Source organism: Sphingobium sp. TKS (assembly GCF_001563265.1).
GTDB lineage: Bacteria > Pseudomonadota > Alphaproteobacteria > Sphingomonadales > Sphingomonadaceae > Sphingobium.
The window spans coordinates 584,525-605,820 of the sequence record NZ_CP005084.1 but is presented as its reverse complement, the minus strand read 5'-3'; the positions used below and the strand labels follow the sequence as shown (position 1 = coordinate 605,820).

The window sequence follows — 21,296 nt, the reverse complement described above, 5'->3', positions numbered from 1 at the left end:
GATGGATCTGCATTACACGGCCGGGGACATCGCCTTCCGGCAAGCCGCCAGGCAATGGCTTTCCACGAACGTTCCGGTCGAGCCGCGTCCGGCGGATGTTCAGGGCGGCGCCGATTTCGACAGGACGTGGCAACGCAAGCTATATGACGGAGGCTGGGCCGGCGTGAACTGGCCGAAGGAATTTGGCGGGCTGGGTCTGTCAGGCGTCCGCACGCTGATCTGGTGGGAGGAGTGCGAGCGCGCCAAGGCGCCGGGCTATGAGCGGTCCACCATCGCACTGACGCATGCCGGCCCAACATTGATCACACGCGGATCAGAGGCCCAGAAGGCCTTCCACCTGCCGCGCATATTGAAGGGCGAAGTGCTCTGGTGCCAGGGCTTCTCCGAACCCGGCGCCGGATCGGACCTGGCCGCGCTGAAGACAAAGGGCACGATCGACGGCGACTATCTGGTCGTCAACGGTCAGAAAACATGGACATCAGGGGCCGCTACCGCGCGCTATCAGGAACTTCTCGTTCGCACCGAACCCGGATCGGAACGCCACAAGGGTCTGACGTGGATCATCTGCGACATGACGACGCCGGGTATTGAGGTCTGCCCCATCAAGACGATGATGGGCGAGAGCGATATCAACGCGACCTTTTACGATGATGTCCGCATTCCCCTGACGAATGTTGTGGGCGAAATCGGCGGCGGTTGGTCGATCGCTCTTTCGACCCTCGATTTTGAACGCGGCAACACCTTCTTGCGGGACCAGATCTCGATGTCGGGGAAGGTCGAGCGGGCGATCGAGCTGGCGCGGCGGACGCCTATGGAGGATGGTCGCTATGCCATCGAGGATCGCGAGATCGCGCGCAAGCTGGCGGAGCTAAAGGCCGACGCCTTGGGACTGCGGGCGATGGCGGTCATGAACGTCTCCAACATCGACCGGAAGGGCAGTCCTGGACCGGAAGGTTCCATGGTCAAGCTGCTCGTTTCGCAGACGAACAAGCAGTTGAACGAGGTGGTGGCCGAAATTGTCGGACAGTCCCTCCTTGATTATGACGGGACAAAGGCCAGCAACGAACAGATGTTCGATTATATGTGGGGGTGGGTGCTGACGATCGCCGGCGGGGCAACCGAAATTCAGAAGGAGATCATCGCGGATCGGGTGCTGCAACTGCCGCGGTCGCGGTGACGACAAGTCCGCGACGGGGGAGCGGGGCCGGGGCTCCCCTTTTCAAAACGGCTCTTAGAGTGATTTCGAGCCAGTGGAATCATCTGGCAACGCGGAAAACAAGGAATTTCCTAGACTCGTTCCGGTTCAATCTGAATCGGAACGAGTCTAGAGGGTCGCCGGGGCATCCCCCGGCGACCTTTTTTCTGTCTTGAATGTTACGCGACGGGTTCCAGCACCGGTTCAACACCCATCGGCACGGTGACCGACTTGAGGTAATAGTGGTTGTAAAGCCCCTCCAGCCCCTGTTCGCGGCCGATGCCGGACAGTTTTACGCCGCCGAACGGACCGCCGCCGCCGCCGGGAACGCCCTCATTGACCACGCAACTGCCTGTCTCAAGCTGGGCTGCGATCGACAATCCGCGCGCGATGTCCGAGGAGTAGACGGCGCCGCCAAGGCCGTAAGCGGAATCATTGGCGATCCGGACGGCTTCGGCTTCATCCTTGTAGCGGATGATCGAGAGTACGGGTCCGAAGATCTCCTCGCGCGCTATCGCCATGCTGTTATCGACACCGGTGAAGATGGTGGGTTCGACGAACCAGCCCTTCTCGATTGCGGGGCGACCGCCACCCAACGCAACTTTCGCGCCGGCATCCCGGCCCGCCTTGATGAACGACTCCACCCGTTCCCGCTGCCTTTCCGCGGCCAGCGGGCCAAAGTCGGTGTCAGCTTCGAACGGATTGCCGACCTTCATTTTTTCGACGCGGGCAATCAGGGCGTCGACGAGTTCGTCGTGACGCCGCTCCGACACCAGTATCCGCGTCGTGGCGATGCAGATTTGGCCCGTGTTGGTCAAAGAATTGCGCTCCAGGATCGGCAACGTCCTTTCCAGATTGAAGTCGTCGAGCAGGATGGCTGCCGACTTGCCGCCCAGTTCGAGCGTCACCGGCTTGATCTGCTCGCCGCAGATCGCGCCGATCCGGCGTCCCGCAGCCGTGCTGCCGGTAAAGCTGATCTTGTCTACGCCGCGATGCGAGACCAGATACTCTCCGACTTCACGGCCTGCCGGGATGATGCTGACGACCCCCTCGGGCAGTCCCAGCTTGGCGAGCGCGTCGGCGATGATATAGCAGCTCAACGGACTTTCCGGCGCGGGCTTCAGGATGACCGGCGTGCCCGCCAGCAGCGCCGGCAGCATCTTGATTATCAAGCCTGCAATCGGCGTGTTCCATGGAATGATGGCGCCCACGACGCCCAGCGGCGTGCGCGAAACGACCACTTTGCCATAGGAGCCCTGGCGGATTTCCTGTAGGGTCGCGGTCTTGGCGACCGCAATCGCATCGAGAATGCGCGGCCCCAGCATCGCGGGCGTCTGGGGGCCATAGAGCTTGAGCGGGCCGCCCATTTCGGCGATCTGAAGATTGCGGGCTTCGCTGATATGCGGCTCCAGCAGTTCAACCAGCCGCTCCAGATATTCGCCGCGCTGCGCAATGGACATCTTCGGCCAAGGGCCTTCTTCGAACGCGCGACGTGCGACGGCCACCGCCCGGTCCATGTCGGCGGTCGTCGCCAGAGGCACCTCGCCGATGACGTCCTCTGTGATCGGCGAGATGACTTTGAGGACCTCGCTGCTTGCCGGATCGACGTAGCGGCTGCCGATAAGGAACTTGTCGCGCCGGATCACGATAGAGCCTCCATCGCCTGAGCGCGGCCCAATATTGTATCGAGGATTGCCATAATCTCTCCTGAAATGATGTGCCTATTCAGATATCTCATTTTCTATTCGGCGGCAAGGGCAGGCGCTGTGTTCAGATCACTCTTCAATGCGCCCTTCTCATGGGATTCGGCCCGATCAAGCGCTAAAATAATTGCAGTTTTCGACCATATGAACAATAGCGCCACAGTTGGAATGACGCCGCAGCCGATCACCAGGACGGCGCGGCCAAGGCTGGCGGGACCCATGAAAAAGTGATCTGAAATGAAGGCGACCGCCGCCGGTCCGAGGCCCAGTCCGATAAGATTGGCGACCAGCAGGTAGATCGCCGAAACCTGCGCCCGCATCCGGTTGGGCGGAAGCGATGGTACCGTTATGGTGCACATGATCCCCATGCCGAAGGCGATGAGATAGGTCGGCGCGGCGAAGAAGAGGGAGGCCGCGAGGGACTTTGTGGACAGGCAAAGATAGATGCACGGCGCCAGGATCAGCAGCGCCATCAGCCCGGTCCGGGCAAAGCCGTCGCGATACCCGTGCCGCGCGAGCAGATCGATGGCGCCTGGCAGGAGGACGCCGCCGCTCAACGTTGCTCCAATGCCGATCAATCCGAAGGCGTAACCCGCCTCGGCAGCTGTGATGCCGAAGCTGCGCATGAGATGGGTGGGATACCAGGCAAGGAAGCTAAGGCTCAGAACCGAGATGAGGCCGGCTATGGCGAAAATGCAGGCATAGGCGCGCGCGGACCCGCGGAGATGGCGTCGGACATCCGCGATCGTCGCACGCGGTGCTGCTTCAATCGTCGGGCGCGGCGGCTCGCAGATGATGGCGCCGAACAGGAGCGCGGTGACCACGCCGGGAAGGCCGATGAGAAGCAGCATCAGCCGCCACGATGCCAGATCGCCGATGACGGGGATCGCCTTGACCCAGGGCGAGCCGACCAGTTGCAGGCTTGCCGCGCCAATGATGAGGGCGGCCGAACCGCCGCTGGTGCCGACGCCGAGAAAGATGCTGGTCGGCAGGTTGCGGCGATCGCGCGGGAACAGGTCGCCGATCATCGAGACGGCCGAGGGAATCAGCACCGCTTCCCCCAGCGCGACCCCCAATCGCAGGATCAGCAAGGTGGTGAAATTCTGGGCGAAGGCGGAAACCGCTGTCGCTCCGCTCCACAAAAGAACGCCTGCAAGGATCAGGTTGCGGCGATTTGCTCCGTCTGCGAGCCGCGAGATCGGCAAGGCGAACAGGGTATAGAAGGCCGCGAAGGTCGTTCCCACCAGCAGGCCGAGATGCGTGTCGCTCACATGAAGATCGGTCTTTATCGGCTCGACGAGCAGCGCGAGCACGAATCGATCCGCGAAGGAGATGGCCAAGAATATCGCCAGAAACGCCACTGCGGTCCATGGCGCTGCGCCGCTTGGTTTCGAGCCGGCCGTTGCGATCGACATATGCGCCTTCCATCCTCTTTATGCCGACTCGGCTCTTTGTGCGCTTTTTCCTATAAAAGAGGTTACTCTTTTACAGGGGTATCGACTAATATCGTCAAAATAGCGCGAATTTTCTCAGTGTCTAGCGACTTTCGGAAATATAGAGGTGTATGAAATGATAAGAAAAGCTCAAAATCGTGCTTTTAATTAAAGCGTGAACGCGGTAAGGGTTGTTCAGCGTAAGGCCATTTGCGCGACGGTGGGCCAAACCATGCCCTTAAGGGGACGAGCTTGGAGGGGGGGTGCGGTCCGTTGATGAACTATGTGCCCGTGGCTTGCGGGTTGACATGCCATACGGTCAGCCGTGGGCGGAGAGGTAAACGAAGAATGTTCCTTGATATCTTTTCGGAAATGCAGCGCGCCCAGCGGTGGACCTCCGCGAGCGAAGCGATTGTGATCCGTAACGCTCTTGAACAGGCCAAGATTGCTGACGATCTGGGCTATAATTGCTGGTGGAGCGTCGAACATCATGGCGCGGGCGAATTCAGCCTTTCGTCGACGCCCGAAATGTTCAACGTCGCGCTGGCGATGTCGACCAACAGGTTGCGAATCGGCCATTCGGGCGTTCTCACCCCCTTTCAGATCAATCATCCGATCCGGGTGGCCGAGCGCGCGGCGTTCGTGGATGTGCTCAGCGACGGGCGACTCGAAATGGGGCTGGCTCGTTCCTCCGTCTGCGAATGGGACACGTTCGGCGTCCCCAAGGAAGACACGCAGCCGCAATTCGACGAACTGACCCGCATGCTGCCGAAGATGTGGTCCGATGAGAGCTTTTCCTGGGAGAGCAACGTCATTTCGGTCCCGTCGGTGAGCATCGTGCCCAAGCCGGTGCAGAAGTTCCCGCGCATCTGGTGCATGGGCATGAGCGAGGAGGGGGCGCGCACGGCTGGCCGGCTGGGTGTCGGCTTCATCGGCACGACCGTCATGGAACCGGTCGCCAAGACGTTGAAGCTGATGAAGGTCTTCGCCGAAGGCGGGCAGCGACGCGAAGAGGAGGTGGCGGCTCCGAACGACGGGTTCGGCCTGTTCACCTTCGTCCATTGCGCGGCCTCGCGCCAGGCAGCCATCGACAGCCGCGCAGCCGAAGCGGCCATGTGGTATGTGAACGCCGCGCCAGGCGTCCTTAAATTTCCGCGGGACCGGCTGCTGGCCGCGATCCGCAGCGAAGCCATTCCCGGCGGGCAGAGCTGGCGGCAAGCCTCGGTGGAAGGGGAAGCCGATCCGGCTTGCGACCCCAACGATCCGCATCCCGTGATCCGGCAACTCAATCGCCAGTATCTGGGCATGGCCATCGATCCGGAGGAAGCCTATGAGGCGATCACGCATGTCGACTCGGTCATCATCGGTGATGCCGAGGCCTGTTACGACAAGATACTAAAGTTCAAGGAAGCGGGTGTCGAGCGGCTGCTTTGCCTGCAACAGTTCGGACAACTGTCCCATGAACAGGTCTGTTCCAGTATTCGGCGTGTCGGCGAGGAAATTCTGCCCTATATCACGACTGCGGAGGCCAGTCCTCAGCGTTACCCCAACCGCGGACTCTAAGGCGGGGGATGGTGCAGGCCATGACGAAAATGGTCCGCGAAAGAGTGACTTTCCGCTCTGGCGGCGACGCCTGTGTCGGCGATCTCTTCCATCCGGCGGAAACGGCGCCGGACGGACGTCGTCCAGCGATAATTCTGGGCAACGGCTATGGCGGTCTGCGCGGTCCGGTGCTGCCGGTGGCGGAGCTTTTCGCTCGCGCCGGTTATCGCGCGCTCGCCATCGACTATCGCTATTTCGGCGACAGCGGCGGCCTGCCGCGGGGCCAGCTTTTCCCGCTCGATCAGGTGGAGGATTTCCGCAACGCGATCAGCTGTCTCCAGCAGCGTGAGGATGTCGATCCCAATGCGATCGCGCTATGGGGCACCAGCTTTGCCGGCGGCGTCGTGCTGTATACCGCAGCGGTGGACCAGCGGGTGAAGGCCGTCATCGCTCAGGTGCCGGTGGTCGATGGGTTCCGCTGGCTGCGCGGGATGCGCGATCCGGCGCAATGGCGCGATTTGCTGGAGGCGGTCGCGGCCGATCGGGCGTTGCGGCATGCGGGCGGGATTTCGCGGTCCGTCGCCAAGTTCGCCAGCTGCCGAAGCGGATTTCTGTGTGGACTGGCCGCCGATGACCAGCTCGCCAGCTTCATGGAGGCAGGCGCCAGGGCGCGGCGCGCGGCGGGGGAAGAGACGGCCGACAGGATCAGTCTGGAATCCATCGAGAAAATCCTCGAATTTTCCGCCGAACGCTTCATCGACAGGATAGCGCCCCGCGCCCTGCTGATCGCCGCCAATCTGGGACCGGACTCGGTCCATCCCTATGGCGATATCATGCGCGCCTATGGTGCGGCGCTCGAACCGAAGACGTTGCTGCCGCTGCCGATGTCCCAACTTGACGTCTACACCTCGCCCGGCCTCGAAACGGCGACGGCCGCCCAGATCGACTGGCTCTCGAAGACGCTGCCCGCCGGAACGACGGCATGACGGGATCGAGATCCGCCTCCATGGAAGGAATGTGCGCATGGCTGACAGCCATCTGTCCCCGCTGACCTCGCTCGAGGGACGCGATCCCTATGGCGCCTATGAAGATTACCGGGAGAGCGGACCGGTGATCTGGGACGAGAGCATGCAGGCATGGCTCGTCGCATCCTATGATCTGTGTCGCTTCGTGATGGAACGGGAAGACCTCTTCCCCCCGAAAAATCCGAACAACCCGACCTTCGTGAAGGTAAGGGGCGGACCTCGCAACGTGGTGATCCGGCAGGGCGACGAGCATCGCGCGACCCACATCCTGCTGCTCAGGCTCCTCTCGCCCAAGGTGTCCAACCAGTATCGCGAAAAATATATCCGCGAGGTGGTGGGAGGCGTGATCGAGCGTTTCGTGAACAAGGGGCATGCCGAACTCGGCTGGGATTTCGCGCATGCGCTCGTCATCCGGTCTTTCCTGGCCGTCTGCGGGCTGGACTGGCGGGATGACGCCCTGGCGCAAAAGGTCTACGATCTCCATATGCCGATCGTTGCCTGGATCGAGGGAGGCGCCAAGGGCGAGGGGGAAGCCGCCATGGCCGCCGCCGATGAAATTCGCGATTTCATCATGCCGATCATCGAGGCGCGCAAGGAGGGCGCGGGCGACGACCTGATCAGCCGCATGTGGCGGGAAGGACCCGAGATTATCCGCGATTTCACGGCCGAAGACGTCTATGCCAATGTCCGCGAGCTTTTCCTTGCGGGGACCGACACGACCGCCATCGCGATCGCCAACGCCGTGTATCGGCTGGTCAAGGACGCGGATACGCGCCAGGCGCTGATCGAAGGCGGTCCCGACAAGATCGCCACCTTCGTCGAGGAAGTGTTGCGCCTCTACGGCGCCGTCCAGTTCCGATTCCGGTCGGCCAGGACCGATCAGGAACTGGGCGGCCGGCACATCCGCGCGGGCGACACGGTGATCGTCATCAACGCTGCCGCGAACAGGGATCCGGCAAGGTTCGCATGTCCGGCCCATCTGGATCTCAACCGTCAACGCGCGCGCCAGCATCTCGCCTTCAACGCAGGGCCTCGCACCTGCGTCGGCGCGGCGCTCGCCCGTGTCGAGCTGATCGAGGCAGTCACGCAGATACTGGAGCGGACGCGCAATCTCCGCTTCGACCCCGCCGGGGAACCGCCGGCTTTCGGTAATCTGCTTCTGCGGTCCCACGAACCGCTGAACGTGCTGTTCGACCAGGCGTGAGCCGCTGGTCCTCGAAGCGCGAAAAGAAGAGAAGGAAGGAGAGGGGCTGATGAAGGGATTGCAAAATCTGCTATGCCTGGATGGCAAGGTCGCCATCGTGACTGGAGCGGCATTGGGCATTGGCCGCGCCGTAGCCCGGCGTCTTGCCGAGGCGGGCGCTGCGGTGCTGCTGACCGATATCGACGGGGAAAGGCTGAACGAAACGGTGTCGGCGATGACCGCCGACGGGCTGCGCGTCTTCGGCATGGTTTCCGACGCATCGGCGGCGGCGGCCGGCGAGCAAGTGGCGCAGGCTGCCGTGCAACGGTTCGGTGGGCTGGACATTCTGGTCAACAATGCCGGAATTTACCTGCCCGGCGCCGTATTGGATGTCGGGGAGGCCGAGTTCGACCTGATGGCGGACCTCAACGTCAAGGGCATGTATTTCCATGCCCAAGCCGCCGCCCGGATCATGGTCAGCGAAAAGCGCGGGGGCCGCATCATCAATCTGTCGTCGCCCGCCGCCTCCCGGCCCAACCGTCTGCTGTCGGTCTACGCCACGACCAAGGGCGCGGTGGATTCCGCCACCAAGGCGATGGCGAAGGAACTTGGCGGATACGGCATCACCGTCAATGCCGTTCTTCCCGGCGGCGTGGATACGCACGGCACCGACGTCGCCCGCGCCCGCATGATCGAACGGCTCGGCCAGCAGAGCTTCAGCAATGACGGGGGTCCCAGCGTGCTGGGCCGCCGGGGCGATCCGAACGATGTCGCCAATGCAGTCCTGTTCCTCGCAAGCGACATGGCGGGATATGTCACCGGGGCCGCCCTGTCGGTCGACGGCGGCTATCAATTATAGTCGGGAGGACCGGACATGGTGAAGCAGCGCGACCGCAACTACGGCTTTGATTCCGGGACGGTGATCATCACCGGCGCGGCGAGCGGCATCGGCCGGGAAACCGCGCTGGAGGCGAACCGTCAGGGACTCGGCGTGATCGCATGGGATATTGACGGCGCCGGGCTGGAGGCTCTGGAGCACGACATTCGAACGGCAGGCTCCGACCGGCTGATCGCAACCGCCGTCGTCGACATCGGTGACGTCGAAGCGGTCGAACAGGCGATGAAGGCGGCCATGGCGGCCCACCACCCCGCCTATCTCGTCAACAACGCAGGCCCGCCAAGTGGGGCGGTTCTTCCCTTCGACCAGGCCTTGATGCTGTCGCTTGTCGCCACGCGGGAGATGACGCGCCTCTGGCTCGAAGGTGCCCCGGTCGATCCGGTTGCGGTGAACGTCGCCTCGGTTGCCGGCAATCTGCTTGGCCTGGGCGAATGGTACAGCGCGGCGAAAGCCGGCATCGTCGGCCTCACGCGCTCCATGGCGGTTTCGCGCCCGGGTGGGCTTCGCGTCAATGCCGTGGCTCCCGGTCTCATCGACACGGCGCGTCTTCAGGCCACGCTGCTAACCGAACGTGGCAAGGAGATCGTGAACCGCAATCCGCTGGGCCGCGCCGGCCGCCCGGAGGAAGTCGCGGCTGCGATCATGTTCCTTTTGTCGCCGGCCGCAAGTCTGGTGAACGGCACGTTGCTGGTGTGCGATGGCGGCTCCTCGCTGGTGCTGTGATGCGACGCGGCGGCGGGGAAAACCCATGTGAAGAGGACCCACGATGAACGGTGTGGCAAAAGCGATCGATACCGTGCTGGCGATTTCGCCGGCATCGCCCGCAGTGGAGTTTCGCGGACGGTGGTGGTCCTGGGGTGATCTGAACCGTCTGCGCGGGCGTGTGGCTGCCATCATCGCGGACAGCGATCTGGGGCCTGGCACCCGGGTAGGCGTGCTGATGCGCAACCGGGCGGAACTGATCGCTCCCATTCTCGCCGTGTTCGGTGAGCATCATTGCCTGGTCGGTTTCAATCCCAATTATCCGGATGCGCAACTGGCGGACGACATCCGGAGCGGCTGCCCTGCCGTGGTCGTCGCAACGAGCGAGGATTGGGACCGCGCGCCGGTTCTGGCCGCAGCGAAGGCCGTCGGCGCATTATGCATTGCGATGCCGGCCGCGCCCGACGCAGACGCGCAGCTGCTCGTCGCCTTCACGCCCGAAACTGCGCCTTCCCCGGGACGGCGATCGGCGCCGGGAACCGCGCTCGAGATGCTCACCAGCGGAACGACGGGCAAGCCGAAGCGGATTGCCATGCCGCGTTCCAATTTCGAGGCAGCGGTTTTGGGCGCATCCGTTTTCGAGGCCGGGCGTGGAGGGAACGACGCGCCGAAACTGCGCAGCGGCGTGCAGCTGCTGATGGCGCCGTTCGCGCATATCGGCGGCCTGCTGGCGCTCATGAACGCGATCATCGCCGCCAGACGCTCGTGCCTGCTGGAAAAATTCTCGGTGGAAACCTTCAGGGACGCCGCCCGGCGGCATCGCCCCAGGGTCGTATCGATGCCGCCCGCCGGGCTGCGCATGATCCTCGATGCCAAGGTGCCCGCGGAGGACATCTCCAGCCTTTCGGCCATCCGCACCGGCACGGCGCCGCTTCCTCTGGAACTGGCGGAGGAGTTTCAGTCGGTCTACAATATACCGGTCCTCCAAAATTATGGCGCAACTGAATTTGGTGGTGTCGCGGGCTGGACGCTGGCCGATCATCAGAGCGTTGGAAAAGCGAAATACGGCGCTGTAGGCCGACTGAATCCGGGGGTGGACGGTCGTGTGGTCGATGTGGACAGCGGCGCCCCCCTGCCGTCTGGCGAAACCGGCATTCTCGAACTGCGCGGCCGCCAGGTGGGCGATGGCAACAGCTGGGTGCGCACGACTGATCTGGCGGTCGTCGATGCCGACCGCTTCCTTTGGATCAAGGGGCGAACTGACGACGCGATCATCCGGGGCGGCTTCAAGATCCAGCCAGCCGACATCGTGAAAGCGCTTGAGAGCCACGAGTGCGTTCTTGAGGCAGCCGTGACAGGTGCGCCGGATCCGCGGCTGGGACAGGTCCCGGTCGCCGCCTATGTCGCCAAGACCGGCAAAGCCTCTCCCGACTCAGCCGCCATGCTGGATTATCTTCGCGCGCGCCTGTTGCCCTATCAGATGCCCACCCGCGTGATCGCCGTGGCCGCGCTTCCGCGCACGGATTCGATGAAAGTCAGCCGCCCGCAGCTATTAGCCCTGTTCGACCAGCCGGCGGGGTGAGACCGTGAGCGATGCTCTGAGCGAGTTGGGCGCAATGGACGAGGAGGCGATCGACCTCGACCTCGCTGCGCTCGATCTCAGCGCGCTGGATCATCCGGGGATCGATCTGGCTCCCTACAGGCTGGTTCTCCAGGAGATTGGCACTGCGCTTGCCGCCCAGGCGGGCGGGGCGGCGACCGGTGAGGATCAGGCTGCCGCGCTGCAAGGCGTGCTGCACGGCGGTTTCGGCTTCACGGGCGACCGCGAGGCTTATGACGCTGTCGTCAATGCCGATATGATCCGGGTCATCGACCGCAGGCGCGGCCTGCCCGTCGCCCTGTCGATCCTCTATGTCGCGCAGGCCCGCCGCATGGGCTGGACGGCCTATCCGATGGACCTGCCCGGTCATGTCCTGGTCCGGGTGGGACCGGCGAAGAACACGGTGTTGCTTGATCCCTTCAATCAAGGCGACCGCTTTCCCACGGAAAGGCTGGCGGCGATGATAGGGAGCCTGACCGGTTCGAGCCAGGCGCTGCCCCGCATTGGCCCCATGTCCAACCATATCGTATTGTTGCGGTTGCTGCTCAATCAGGCGGCGCGCGCGGAAGAGGATTGCGACATCGAGCGGGCGATTGTCTGCTACGAGCGGATGAAGGCGGTGGGGCCGGCCTATGTGCATCCGCGCTGGGAACTGGTCCGGCTGCACCTGCTCACGCAAAGCTACGGTCCGGCATGTTCGGAATTGAACGCGCTGCTGGAAATGGCGACGACCGACGACCTGCGGACGCGTATCGAAACCATGCTCGGAGCGATCGGTCGTCAAGGGAGCGATCGCTCCGGATAATAGTCTAATAATCAGGAATAACTGGATAAATTTTAATTGAGTTTACTCTTTAAATGGCGCAGAAATTTCTCTAACGATAGGCTCGACCCGGCGGGAGCCGAAGGGCGCGGAGAGGCGAAGAGAATTTAGGATGGACCTTTCATTCAGCGACGAACACCGGTGCTACAGAGCCGATCTCAGGACGTTTCTGGCGACCCATTGGACGCCATCCGACGCAAGGGACAGCGGGAAGGTTGCAGCCTTTCGCGCGCTCGCCACCCAGCACGGCTATCTTTACCGCGGCATTCCCAAAAAATTCGGCGGGTCCGAACAGCCCGTGGACATCCTGCGCGCCCAGATCATTGCCGAGGAATTCAACCGTGCCCGGGCACCCAAGGAGGTTTCGGGCAACGGCATGTCGATGCTTGTGCCCGTCCTGCTGGAACTGGGGACCGATTGGCAGAAAGAGCATTTCATTCCCCAGACCCTTACGGGCGCGTTCGAATGGGCGCAGGGCTATTCCGAACCGGGCTCCGGCAGCGACCTTGCGTCCTTGCGGACCACCGGCGAGCTCGTCGATGGCCATTGGATCATCAACGGCCAGAAGATCTGGACCACGCGGGCGCATCAATCCAATTACATGTTCTGCCTTGTGCGCACGGAACCGGGTGCGCCGAAACACCAGGGACTGTCCTACATCCTGCTCGATTTCAGGCAGCCCGGCATCACCGTCCGGCCGCTGCGCCAGATCAGCGGCGAAAGCGAATTCAGCGAGGTGTTCCTGGACAATGTCCGGGCGCCGGCCGACTGGATCGTCGGCGAACGCGGCAAGGGTTGGGAAGTGTCCCGCGTCAACCTCAAGCATGAGCGGGCTTCGGTCGGTTCGGCGTCCCGCGCCACGCATCTCCAGCATAACCTGCTCAAGATCGCGCGTCAGACGATGGTAAACGGCAGGCCCGCCATCGAGGACCCGATCATCCGCGACAAGCTGGCAATTCTGGATGGCTATGTTCAGGCGCAAATCTGCGCCAGCCATTATCAGACGACCCTTGCGGTCAGCGGAGAAAGCACGGGCGTCCTTGGCCTCAGCAACAAGCTGAACAACACGAATATCGCCCAGTTGGTCTCGCAGATCGCCTCTGACATCTTGGGCGACGCCCTTCTGCCCATGCCGGCGGAAACCGGGCCGGCCGGTCCCGAGAAGTGGAACCGGCAGATCATGGGTTCGCTGGGGCTGTCGATCGCGGGGGGTACGTCCAACATCCAGCGGAACATTATTGCCGAACGGGGCCTGGGCCTTCCGCGCGAATGAGGTTGCAAGTCCGATGCATTTCGACCTGACAGACGATCAAAAGGCCATCGGCGAGGCGCTTGCCAAGCTCCTTGGCGACCATCTGCCGCAAGACAGGCTTGTCGGCAGATTCGATGAAGGCGGTCTCGACGCCGTCCTGTGGCCCCGGTTGAATGAAATGGGCCTGGGTGCGGTGATGGTGCCGGCCGAAGCGGGCGGGCTGGAACTGGGCCTGCTGACATTGGCGGTGATCGCCGATGCCCTGGGGGCCCATGGCGCAGCCGTTCCGGTGGTGAACAACGCTCTGGCCGCGTGGCTCGTGGCGGCGTTCGGAACCCCGACCCAGCGCGACGGCTGGCTGGAGCCTCTTCAGAGCGGAACCATGATCGCCGCCTTCGCCCTTGCCGAACCAGAAGGTGGGTGGCGTCCCGAAGAGTGGCGATCGGCGGGGCCTCGCGTCACGGCGCGAAAGTCCCATGTCGAATGGGGCATGGAGGCCGACCTCTTCCTGATTGGCCTGGCGGGCGGCGGGCTGGGTCTTGTCGACGGGCGTGATCCGGCCGTATCGCGAAATCCCGTCTCATCGCTTGATCGAATGCGTCCGCTGGCCGATATCGACTTTGCGGACGCCGTGGCGGACCCTTTGGGATCGGACGCGGAACCGGCTGCGCTTCTGCATGATGCCCTGTTGGTCCTGCTGGCGGCCGATGCCTATGGCGCCGCGGGCCGGGCGCTGGACATGGCGGTCAGCTATGCCAAGGAACGCACGCAGTTCGACCGTCTGATCGGCACTTTTCAGGGATTGAAGCATCAGATGGCCAATGCCGCCGCTGAACTTCATCCGTGCCGTCCGCTGATCTGGTATGCCGCCCATGCCTGGGACGAGATCCCGCAACGTCGATGCTATATGGCAGCGCTGACGAAGGCGCATGTGACCGAGATCGCGGTCAGGACCGCGCGACTGAGCGTGGAAATGCATGGCGGCATCGGCTACACTTGGGAATATCCACTGCATGTCTTCCTGAAGCGCACGATGGTCGATCGGCAGATGATGGGCCTGCCAGCCGCACTGCGGGCGCGGGCGGCGGCGCTCGCGGGCTGGTAGGCCTAGTTTTCTGGTTCACCGAGCGGGAGGCCATGGTGCGACATCGTCGCCTGGAGAGAGGAGATTTTGCATGTCCAAACTAGCATTTGAAGACCGCGTCGCCATGATCACCGGCGGCAGCGATGGCATCGGCCTTGCAACCGCCATCCGCCTGGCAACCCAGGGGGCGACCGTGGTGATCTGCGGACGCCGCGCCGAGATGCTGGAAAAGGCCCGGGATGCGGTTGCCGCGGCGGGCGGCCGGCCGGTCGAAACCCTGCAACTGGATGTCGCCGATCTGGACCGGTTGTCGGCTTCGATCGAGGATGTCGCCGAACGATATGGCCGGCTCGATCATTTTGTCGGTAATGCCTTTGCGGCAACCTTCAAGCCGACCGTTTCGATGACCATCGAGGAGTGGCGCCGCGTCTTCACCGTCAATGTCGACGCGACCTTCGTCGGCACCAGCGCCGCCCTGAAGATCATGTACCGGCAGCGGCGAGGTTCGATTGTCAATGTGGGATCGCAGGCGAGCAAGCTCGGCATGCCTTATTTGAGCGCCTATGCCGCGTCCAAGGCCGCCCTGTCCCATTATTCGACCGTCGTTGCGATGGAAGCCGCGGAATATGGCGTCCGGGTCAATACCATCGTGCCGGGCAGCACCCATACCGCCAACCATGCCGCGCGCGAGGCAGCCGATCCGACCCTGGCCGCCGCGGCCGCAGCCGAGATCCCGCTGGGACGGGAAGGGTCGACCGACGAGATCGCGGCGGCCATAGCCTTTCTCCTGTCCGATGATGCCGGCTTCATCACCGGCACCGAACTCATCGCCGATGGCGGTTATATTCCCATCAAGCGCTCGGTCAGCGTGACCCCCGATCGGGAGGCGCGGACATGACCGGCATCCTCGACGGCAAGGTGGTTCTGGTGACCGGTGGGGCTGGCGGCATCGGGCGCGAGTGCGCTCTCCTGGCCGCGCGCGAAGGCGCGCGGGTTGTCGTCAACGACATCGGGCAGGGGGTCCTTCCCGATCAGCCCGACAAGGTCTCCACGGCAGAGACGACGGCCGCAGAAATCCGCGCATCGGGCGGCGATGCAGTCAGCAATAGCGACAGCGTCACGGAATTCGCCGCCGTCATGGGCATGGTCGAACAGGCGATCACGTTGTTCGGCGGACTGGATGCTGTCATTAATCCTGCCGGCATCCTTCGCGACAACATGTTGCACAAGATGACCGAAGCCGACTGGGACAGCGTCATCGCGGTGCACCTGCGCGGCGCGTTCAATATCTCGCGAGCGGCCGTCGGCCATTTCCGTGATCAGGGTCAGGGGGCTTTTGTCCATTTCGGTTCGACGTCCGGACTGATCGGCAATCTTGGCCAGTCGAATTATGGCGCGGCCAAGATGGGCGTCGCCGGCCTGTCGCGCATTCTGGCCATGGAGGGCGCCTCGCGCGGAATCCGTTCCAACGTGATTGCGCCCTTTGCATGGACCCAGATGACGGCGAGCATACCGGTCAGGGATGAAGCATCCCGACTGCGGGTCGCCCGCTTCCGGGAGGGCATGCGGGCGGATCAGGTTGCGCCGCTTGCGGTGGCGCTCGCCTCGGACGGAGCAGCGGACGTGACGGGCCAGATCTTCGGCGCTCGGGGAAATGAAGTGATCCTGTTCAGCCAGCCCCGGCCCGTCGGCTCCGCATCCCGGCCGGACGGCTGGAGCGCGAGCGGCCTGGTCGAAGCTGGCCTGCCCTCGCTGCGCGCGCGTTTCACCGACCTTGGGGCGTCGGCATCCATATTCAACTACGATCCCATTTGAGCTGGCCGATTTGAGCTGGAGAGAAGCATGAGACGCGCTGCCATCGTCGCCCCCGTCCGAACGCCGATCGGCAAATTTCTCGGCGCTTTGCGCAGCGTGTCCGTAGGTGAGCTTGGCAAGCTTGTGATCGAAGCGGTGGTCGAGCGAAGTCGCATCGACCCGGCCTTGATCGAGGACGTCGTCTTCGCGCAGAGCTACGCCAATGGCGAAACGCCCTGTGTCGGCCGATGGGCGGGGCTGGCGGCGGGATTGCCGATCGAGGTTCCCGGTCTCCAGATCGATCGCCGCTGCGCGGGCGGTCTTCAGGCGCTCACGACCGCGGCCATGATGGTGCAGACCGGCGCCGTCGATGTGGCGATCGCGGGCGGTGTCGAGAGCATGAGCAACATCGAATATTATTCTACCGACATGCGCGCGGGGGCGCGGGCCGGTTCGGTGAAGTTCCACGACCGATTGGAGCGCGGACGGGAACGGTCCCAACCTGTGGAACGGTTCGGCGTCATTTCCGGCATGATCGAGACGGCGGAAAATCTGGCGCGGGATTACCATATCGTGCGCGAAGACTGCGACGCCCTTGCGGCGCAAAGCCATCGGCGCGCGGCGGTGGCGACGGCGAATGGCTGGTTTGCAAAGGAAATGGTTGCCGTTCCCGTGCCGCAACGCGGCGGCGCCGTCATCGTTGATCGCGACGAAGGCATCCGGGCGGATACGACGCTGGAAACGCTCAGCTCCCTGCGGCCGATGATGAAGGGCGGCGTTTCGACCGCAGGCAATTCCAGCCAGCAGAATGATGCCGCATCGGCCTGTCTGGTGGTTGCCGAGGATCGTTTGGCGCAGTTGGGTCTGGAACCGATGGGCTTCCTCGTCGGATGGTCGGCGGCCGGTTGCGATCCGGCACGGATGGGCATCGGTCCCGTCCCCGCGGTCCAGCGCCTGTTCCAGAGGACCGGACTCGGATGGGATGATATGGGGCTCGTCGAACTGAACGAGGCCTTCGCGGCGCAGGTTCTCGCGGTGCTGAAAGGCTGGGGCTGGCACGATCCCGACCGGCTCAACGTCAATGGATCGGGCATTTCGCTCGGCCATCCCATCGGGGCGACCGGCATGCGCATCATGACATCGTTGCTGCATGAGATGCAGCGGCGCGGGGCGCGCTACGGGCTGGAAACGATGTGCGTCGGCGGCGGCCAGGGGATGGCCGCGATCTTCGAACGGGCTTGATGGCGCGCCGGGGGAGGGGCTATTCCAGCTCCCCTTGGTATTGCCCGCCGGTCGTTTTGCCGAACGCCGTTTCTAGAGCGCGCTGCGTTAAATCGGACGCAGGTCGCACGCCCTAGTGGATTGACCGGAACAAAAGAGTCCGATGGGGGATTCCCATCGGCTTGCTGGCGTGCGAGTCTGAGAGGATGCGCGATGGCATCACTTTCACCCTGTCCGCCGCCGACCGTCAGCGATTGTGCGACATTACAGCGGCCCCGCAGAGCCCGCAGAAGCACGTTTGGCGGGCCCGTATTGTGCTGCTGAGCGGCGATGGTCTGGGTACCTCGGCGATCATGGCCGCGACGGGCAAGTCCAAGACCTGCGTCTGGCGATGGCAGGAACGCTTCATGAACGAAGGCGTCGAGGGTCTGCTTCGCGATAAATCCCGTCCGCCCGGCAAGGCGCCGATCCCGCCCACGCATGTCGCCGAGATCGTCCGCCTGACGCATGAGCCGCCCCCGCACGAGGCGACCCACTGGACGTTGCGCGCCATGGCGAAGGTGGCTGGCGTTGCCGCCTCGACGGTGCAGGCGATCTGGAAGGCGCACGGTCTCAGCCCGCACCGCTGGCGCAGCTTCAAGCTGTCGAACGACCCGGCGTTTGCCGAGAAGCTCACCGAAATCGTCGGCCTCTATGTCGATCCGCCGGCTCATGCGGTGGTGCTGTCCGTCGATGAGAAGTCGCAAATCCAGGCGCTCGACCGCACCCAGCCCGGCCTGCCGATGAAGAAGGGCCGCGCAGGCACCATGACCCATGATTACAAGCGGCACGGCACGACCACGCTGTTTGCCGCTCTCAATGTGCTGGACGGAACGGTCATCGGGCAGAACATGCAGCGCCATCGTCATCAGGAGTTCATCCGTTTCCTCAACCGTATCGAGCGCGAAGTGCCGGCGGACAAAGCGATCCACGTGATCCTCGACAACTATGCGACACACAAAAAGGACAAGGTCCAGCAATGGCTCGCCCGCCATCCGCGCTGGACCTTCCATTTCACGCCAACCTCCAGCTCATGGCTCAATGCCGTCGAGGGCTTCTTCGCCAAGCTGACCCGACGCCGGCTCAAACACGGGGTCTTCCATTCCCTCGTCGATCTCCAGGCCGCCATCAATCGCTTCATCCGCGAATACAACGCCGCAAACCCCAAACCCTTCATCTGGAAAGCCAATTCCGACGACATCATCGCAGCCCGAAACCGAGGGTTCCAAACGTTGGAATCAATCCACTAGCCTCTCTTATTCACGACGCTCGGTTTCGGGCCCGCTCTGGGCATTTGCTGCGGCTGGCTGTATTGCGCGGACGACCGGCATCGCTGGCGTTTGTTTCACCGCATTCGGATTGATGGGCTTTTCGGGTTGAAGGGCTGGGCTCGGAGTTCTGCGGCGCTGCCGCATGGGCTACGTCGGCGCAGGCTTCAGCCGGAGAACGAGGGCGCGGAACAGGTCGGCATCCGGACAGGCGGAAGCGAAGGCAATGCGGATGCGGCTAGCACTTTCTACGACGCGCGCAGCGACCTTGAGCAGCCGCAGGCGCAAGGTGGTAAACTCCGCGCTTGCCAGAGCAGCGGTCCTGGGCATCGCCTGCTGGATGCGCCATAGCAGCCAGTATGCGGCAGTGTGCAGTATCAGGCGCATCTGATTGGCATTGGCCGAGCGGCACGAGGTTCGGTCGCTGGCGAGCTGGGACTTGTGGCGCTTGATCAGGTTCTCGGCCTGACCACGCGCGCAGTAGAGCGTGTCGTAGATGTGCTCGGCCGATCCTGTTGCCAACGAGGTGACGACATAGCGGATGTCCATGCCCAGCGTGCTGGCCTCGATCCGTGCAACGACGCGACGCTGGCACTTCCAGGTCTTTGCCCCATAGCGGGTCTCGGCATAGTTGCGCAGGACGGGACACTGACGCTGGGCGCGCTTGACCGCGCAGGCATCGGCGACCGCAACAATGGCGGGATCGGCGCGCAGCGCTGAATTGGTGGGCAGGCCGAACACGTAATCGACGCGGGCCGCATCGCAGTAGGCCATGACCTCGGGTCGACCATAGTGCCCGTCGCCGCGGATAGTGATGTGGGTATCGGGCCAATTACGGCGCAGGTGACGCACCAGGCGTCGGATGTGCCCCGCCGCCTCCTTTCCAGAAGGCGTCTTGCCTGTGCGCAGCAGCATGGCCACCGGCCTGCCGGTCGCGGTGTCGTAGATATGGATCGGTAGGAAGCAGCGCTCCCCATGATGCCCGTTCCAGAACGAGAGCTGTTGATAGCCATGCACGACGTCGCACGTGTCGTCGATATCCAGCGTGACCGCTGTCGGAGGGGCGGGATAGCTGGCGCAGTAGATGTCGATCATCGCGGCCATCATGCTGGCCAGTTCGCGCGTAGTCGGTGCATTTTCCCACCGGCTCATCGTCGGTTGGCTGGCCAGCCCCGCGCCCGATTCCGGCAGCTTGCCGAGCGCCAGGCGGAAGCCTGGATCGTCGCGCAGAGCATCGAGATCATCGGCATCCTCATAGCCGCACGCAATCGCGAACACACGGGCACGCAGAATGTCATCCAGGCGATGGATCACCCGCGCTGGATCGCGCGGATCGGCAATACAAGCCGCCAGGCGCTGGCAAATCCCCATCGCGCGCTCGGCCTGTGCAAGCAGTAGAACACCGCCATCCGAGGTAAGCCGGCCACCGTCGAACGCAGCTGTGATTTTCTTGCGGCCGACTGCTGGGAATCCAAATGAGCTTGCGATATCATCGTTCATGGCGGGTGTGGCCCGTGGCATTTTCTGCCCTGCGGCAGGTTCGGCTTAGACACCCAGTTCCTAATTCAGATCAGAGGCTTACGCCACTCCCGCCAACCCTTCAGGACACTTTTGGTGAATAAGGCGGGCTAGTTCTTTGTTGTCGCATCGTTTTTCGCGAAAACCGGTTTCCACTTTTTCGCACGATGCTCCAGACGTCCGGAGCCGAAGGCCAGCGCCGCTCAACCGCTCTAATAGAGCTGCGAAGAAATGCCGCCGTCGACGATCAGCATCTGTCCGGTCACATAGGCACCGGCATCCGATGCAAGGAACAGCGCGGCACCCGCAATCTCTCTTGGCTGGCCCCACCGGCCCAGCGGCGCTCGCCGGGCAACGATATTCTTGCGCGGATCTTCCTCCGCCGCCTGGACCATGCGTGCATTGGTTTCGGTCGCGAAGGGACCTGGCAATATGTCGTTTATGGTGATGTTGTCGGCGCCCGCTTCCGCCGCCAATGCCCGCGTCAGCGCGCTCACGCCACCTTTGCTGGCGATATAGGCGGGGTCGCCCTTGATGCCCCTGATCGCCGATGTGGTCGAAAGGTTGATGATCCTGCCCCATTTCTGGGGCCGCATCGCCGCAATGGCGGCCCTGGAGGCGGCATAGACGGCGACCAGATTGACGTTCAGCATGTCCGACAGGATGTGGTGATCGATTTTCTCAAGGACGGCGCGGTGACGCTTGCCAATGTTGTTGACCAGCACGTGCAACGCGCCGGCCCGTTCAAGGATGAACGCGACCGCCCGGTCGGCCTCAGCCGGGTCCCCGAGATTGAACGGACAAATCTCGGCGTCCAGACCCTCCCCGCACAGGGTCTGGACAGGCGCCTCGACCTCGCTCGACGACCGGCCGCTGATGAAAACCCTGGCGCCGGCCTGACCCAGAACCCGCGCGATCTCGAACCCCAGCCCCTTGCGCCCGCCGGTGACCAGCGCCACCTTCTCCTTGAGGGAGAACAAATCCTCGATCGGGTTCGGCATCTTGCGTATTCCTTG

18 protein-coding genes are annotated in these 21,296 nt (G+C 63.3%); 14 read left to right on the top strand and 4 right to left on the bottom strand.

All coding sequences use genetic code 11. The annotated features are described in order from the left end of the window. The first annotated feature begins 1 nt into the window (after nucleotide 1). The gene (locus K426_RS23510) at nucleotides 2-1,177 is read left to right on the top strand and encodes an acyl-CoA dehydrogenase family protein (RefSeq protein ID WP_066562917.1); all 1,176 of its coding nucleotides are present in this window, start codon (nucleotides 2-4) and stop codon (nucleotides 1,175-1,177) included. A 197-nt stretch (nucleotides 1,178-1,374) separates the two neighbouring features. On the opposite strand, the gene K426_RS23505 is transcribed toward K426_RS23510, so the two are convergent. Next, nucleotides 1,375-2,841 carry an aldehyde dehydrogenase gene (locus K426_RS23505; protein WP_066562915.1) on the bottom strand — a complete coding sequence of 489 codons (1,467 nt, stop codon included), beginning with the start codon at nucleotides 2,839-2,841 and terminating at the stop codon, nucleotides 1,375-1,377. Nucleotides 2,842-2,936: 95 nt separating this feature from the next. Beyond that, nucleotides 2,937-4,313 (bottom strand): MFS transporter, encoded by a 1,377-nt coding sequence (locus K426_RS23500; protein WP_066562913.1) that lies wholly within the window; start codon nucleotides 4,311-4,313, stop codon nucleotides 2,937-2,939. A gap of 366 nt (nucleotides 4,314-4,679) precedes the next feature. Here K426_RS23500 and K426_RS23495 point away from each other — a divergent pair, with 366 nt between their 5' ends. From K426_RS23495 to K426_RS23435, 13 genes are all read left to right on the top strand, one after another. Further along, a complete protein-coding gene (locus tag K426_RS23495) occupies nucleotides 4,680-5,894 on the top strand; it encodes an LLM class flavin-dependent oxidoreductase (protein WP_066562911.1) in 1,215 nt (404 codons plus the stop codon). 20 nt (nucleotides 5,895-5,914) lie between these two features. Further along, complete coding sequence (locus K426_RS23490; protein WP_158511779.1) at nucleotides 5,915-6,859, top strand: alpha/beta hydrolase; 945 nt, start codon at nucleotides 5,915-5,917, stop codon at nucleotides 6,857-6,859. Between the two features lie 37 nt (nucleotides 6,860-6,896). After that, the gene (locus K426_RS23485; protein WP_066562907.1) at nucleotides 6,897-8,102 is read left to right on the top strand and encodes a cytochrome P450; all 1,206 of its coding nucleotides are present in this window, start codon (nucleotides 6,897-6,899) and stop codon (nucleotides 8,100-8,102) included. A gap of 49 nt (nucleotides 8,103-8,151) precedes the next feature. Beyond that, entirely contained in the window at nucleotides 8,152-8,940 is a 789-nt protein-coding gene (locus tag K426_RS23480; RefSeq protein WP_066562905.1) for an SDR family NAD(P)-dependent oxidoreductase, read from the top strand. Between the two features lie 15 nt (nucleotides 8,941-8,955). Next, a complete protein-coding gene (locus tag K426_RS23475; RefSeq protein WP_066562903.1) occupies nucleotides 8,956-9,702 on the top strand; it encodes an SDR family NAD(P)-dependent oxidoreductase in 747 nt (248 codons plus the stop codon). A gap of 43 nt (nucleotides 9,703-9,745) precedes the next feature. After that, entirely contained in the window at nucleotides 9,746-11,263 is a 1,518-nt protein-coding gene (locus tag K426_RS23470; protein ID WP_066562901.1) for a class I adenylate-forming enzyme family protein, read from the top strand. A gap of 4 nt (nucleotides 11,264-11,267) precedes the next feature. Further along, entirely contained in the window at nucleotides 11,268-12,086 is an 819-nt protein-coding gene (locus K426_RS23465) for a transglutaminase-like domain-containing protein (protein WP_145907665.1), read from the top strand. A 130-nt stretch (nucleotides 12,087-12,216) separates the two neighbouring features. After that, a complete protein-coding gene (locus K426_RS23460) occupies nucleotides 12,217-13,377 on the top strand; it encodes an acyl-CoA dehydrogenase family protein (protein ID WP_066562897.1) in 1,161 nt (386 codons plus the stop codon). A 13-nt stretch (nucleotides 13,378-13,390) separates the two neighbouring features. Beyond that, nucleotides 13,391-14,461 (top strand): acyl-CoA dehydrogenase family protein, encoded by a 1,071-nt coding sequence (locus K426_RS23455; RefSeq protein WP_145907661.1) that lies wholly within the window; start codon nucleotides 13,391-13,393, stop codon nucleotides 14,459-14,461. Nucleotides 14,462-14,531: 70 nt separating this feature from the next. Continuing rightward, the gene (locus K426_RS23450) at nucleotides 14,532-15,338 is read left to right on the top strand and encodes an SDR family NAD(P)-dependent oxidoreductase (protein WP_066562894.1); all 807 of its coding nucleotides are present in this window, start codon (nucleotides 14,532-14,534) and stop codon (nucleotides 15,336-15,338) included. Next, nucleotides 15,335-16,255, top strand: a complete 921-nt coding sequence (locus K426_RS23445) for an SDR family NAD(P)-dependent oxidoreductase (RefSeq protein WP_066562892.1) — start codon at nucleotides 15,335-15,337, stop codon at nucleotides 16,253-16,255. Before K426_RS23450 ends, K426_RS23445 begins: the two co-directional genes overlap by 4 nt. Nucleotides 16,256-16,282: 27 nt before the next feature. Next, on the top strand, nucleotides 16,283-17,476 hold the full coding sequence (locus tag K426_RS23440; protein WP_066562890.1) for an acetyl-CoA C-acetyltransferase: 1,194 nt from the start codon (nucleotides 16,283-16,285) through the stop codon (nucleotides 17,474-17,476). A 185-nt stretch (nucleotides 17,477-17,661) separates the two neighbouring features. Beyond that, complete coding sequence (locus K426_RS23435; RefSeq protein ID WP_066562888.1) at nucleotides 17,662-18,744, top strand: IS630 family transposase; 1,083 nt, start codon at nucleotides 17,662-17,664, stop codon at nucleotides 18,742-18,744. A 168-nt stretch (nucleotides 18,745-18,912) separates the two neighbouring features. On the opposite strand, the gene K426_RS23430 is transcribed toward K426_RS23435, so the two are convergent. Then, nucleotides 18,913-20,262 (bottom strand): IS1380-like element ISSp1 family transposase, encoded by a 1,350-nt coding sequence (locus K426_RS23430; RefSeq protein ID WP_013039775.1) that lies wholly within the window; start codon nucleotides 20,260-20,262, stop codon nucleotides 18,913-18,915. A 230-nt stretch (nucleotides 20,263-20,492) separates the two neighbouring features. Further along, nucleotides 20,493-21,281 (bottom strand): SDR family NAD(P)-dependent oxidoreductase, encoded by a 789-nt coding sequence (locus K426_RS23425; protein WP_066562886.1) that lies wholly within the window; start codon nucleotides 21,279-21,281, stop codon nucleotides 20,493-20,495. Nucleotides 21,282-21,296 lie beyond the last annotated feature (15 nt).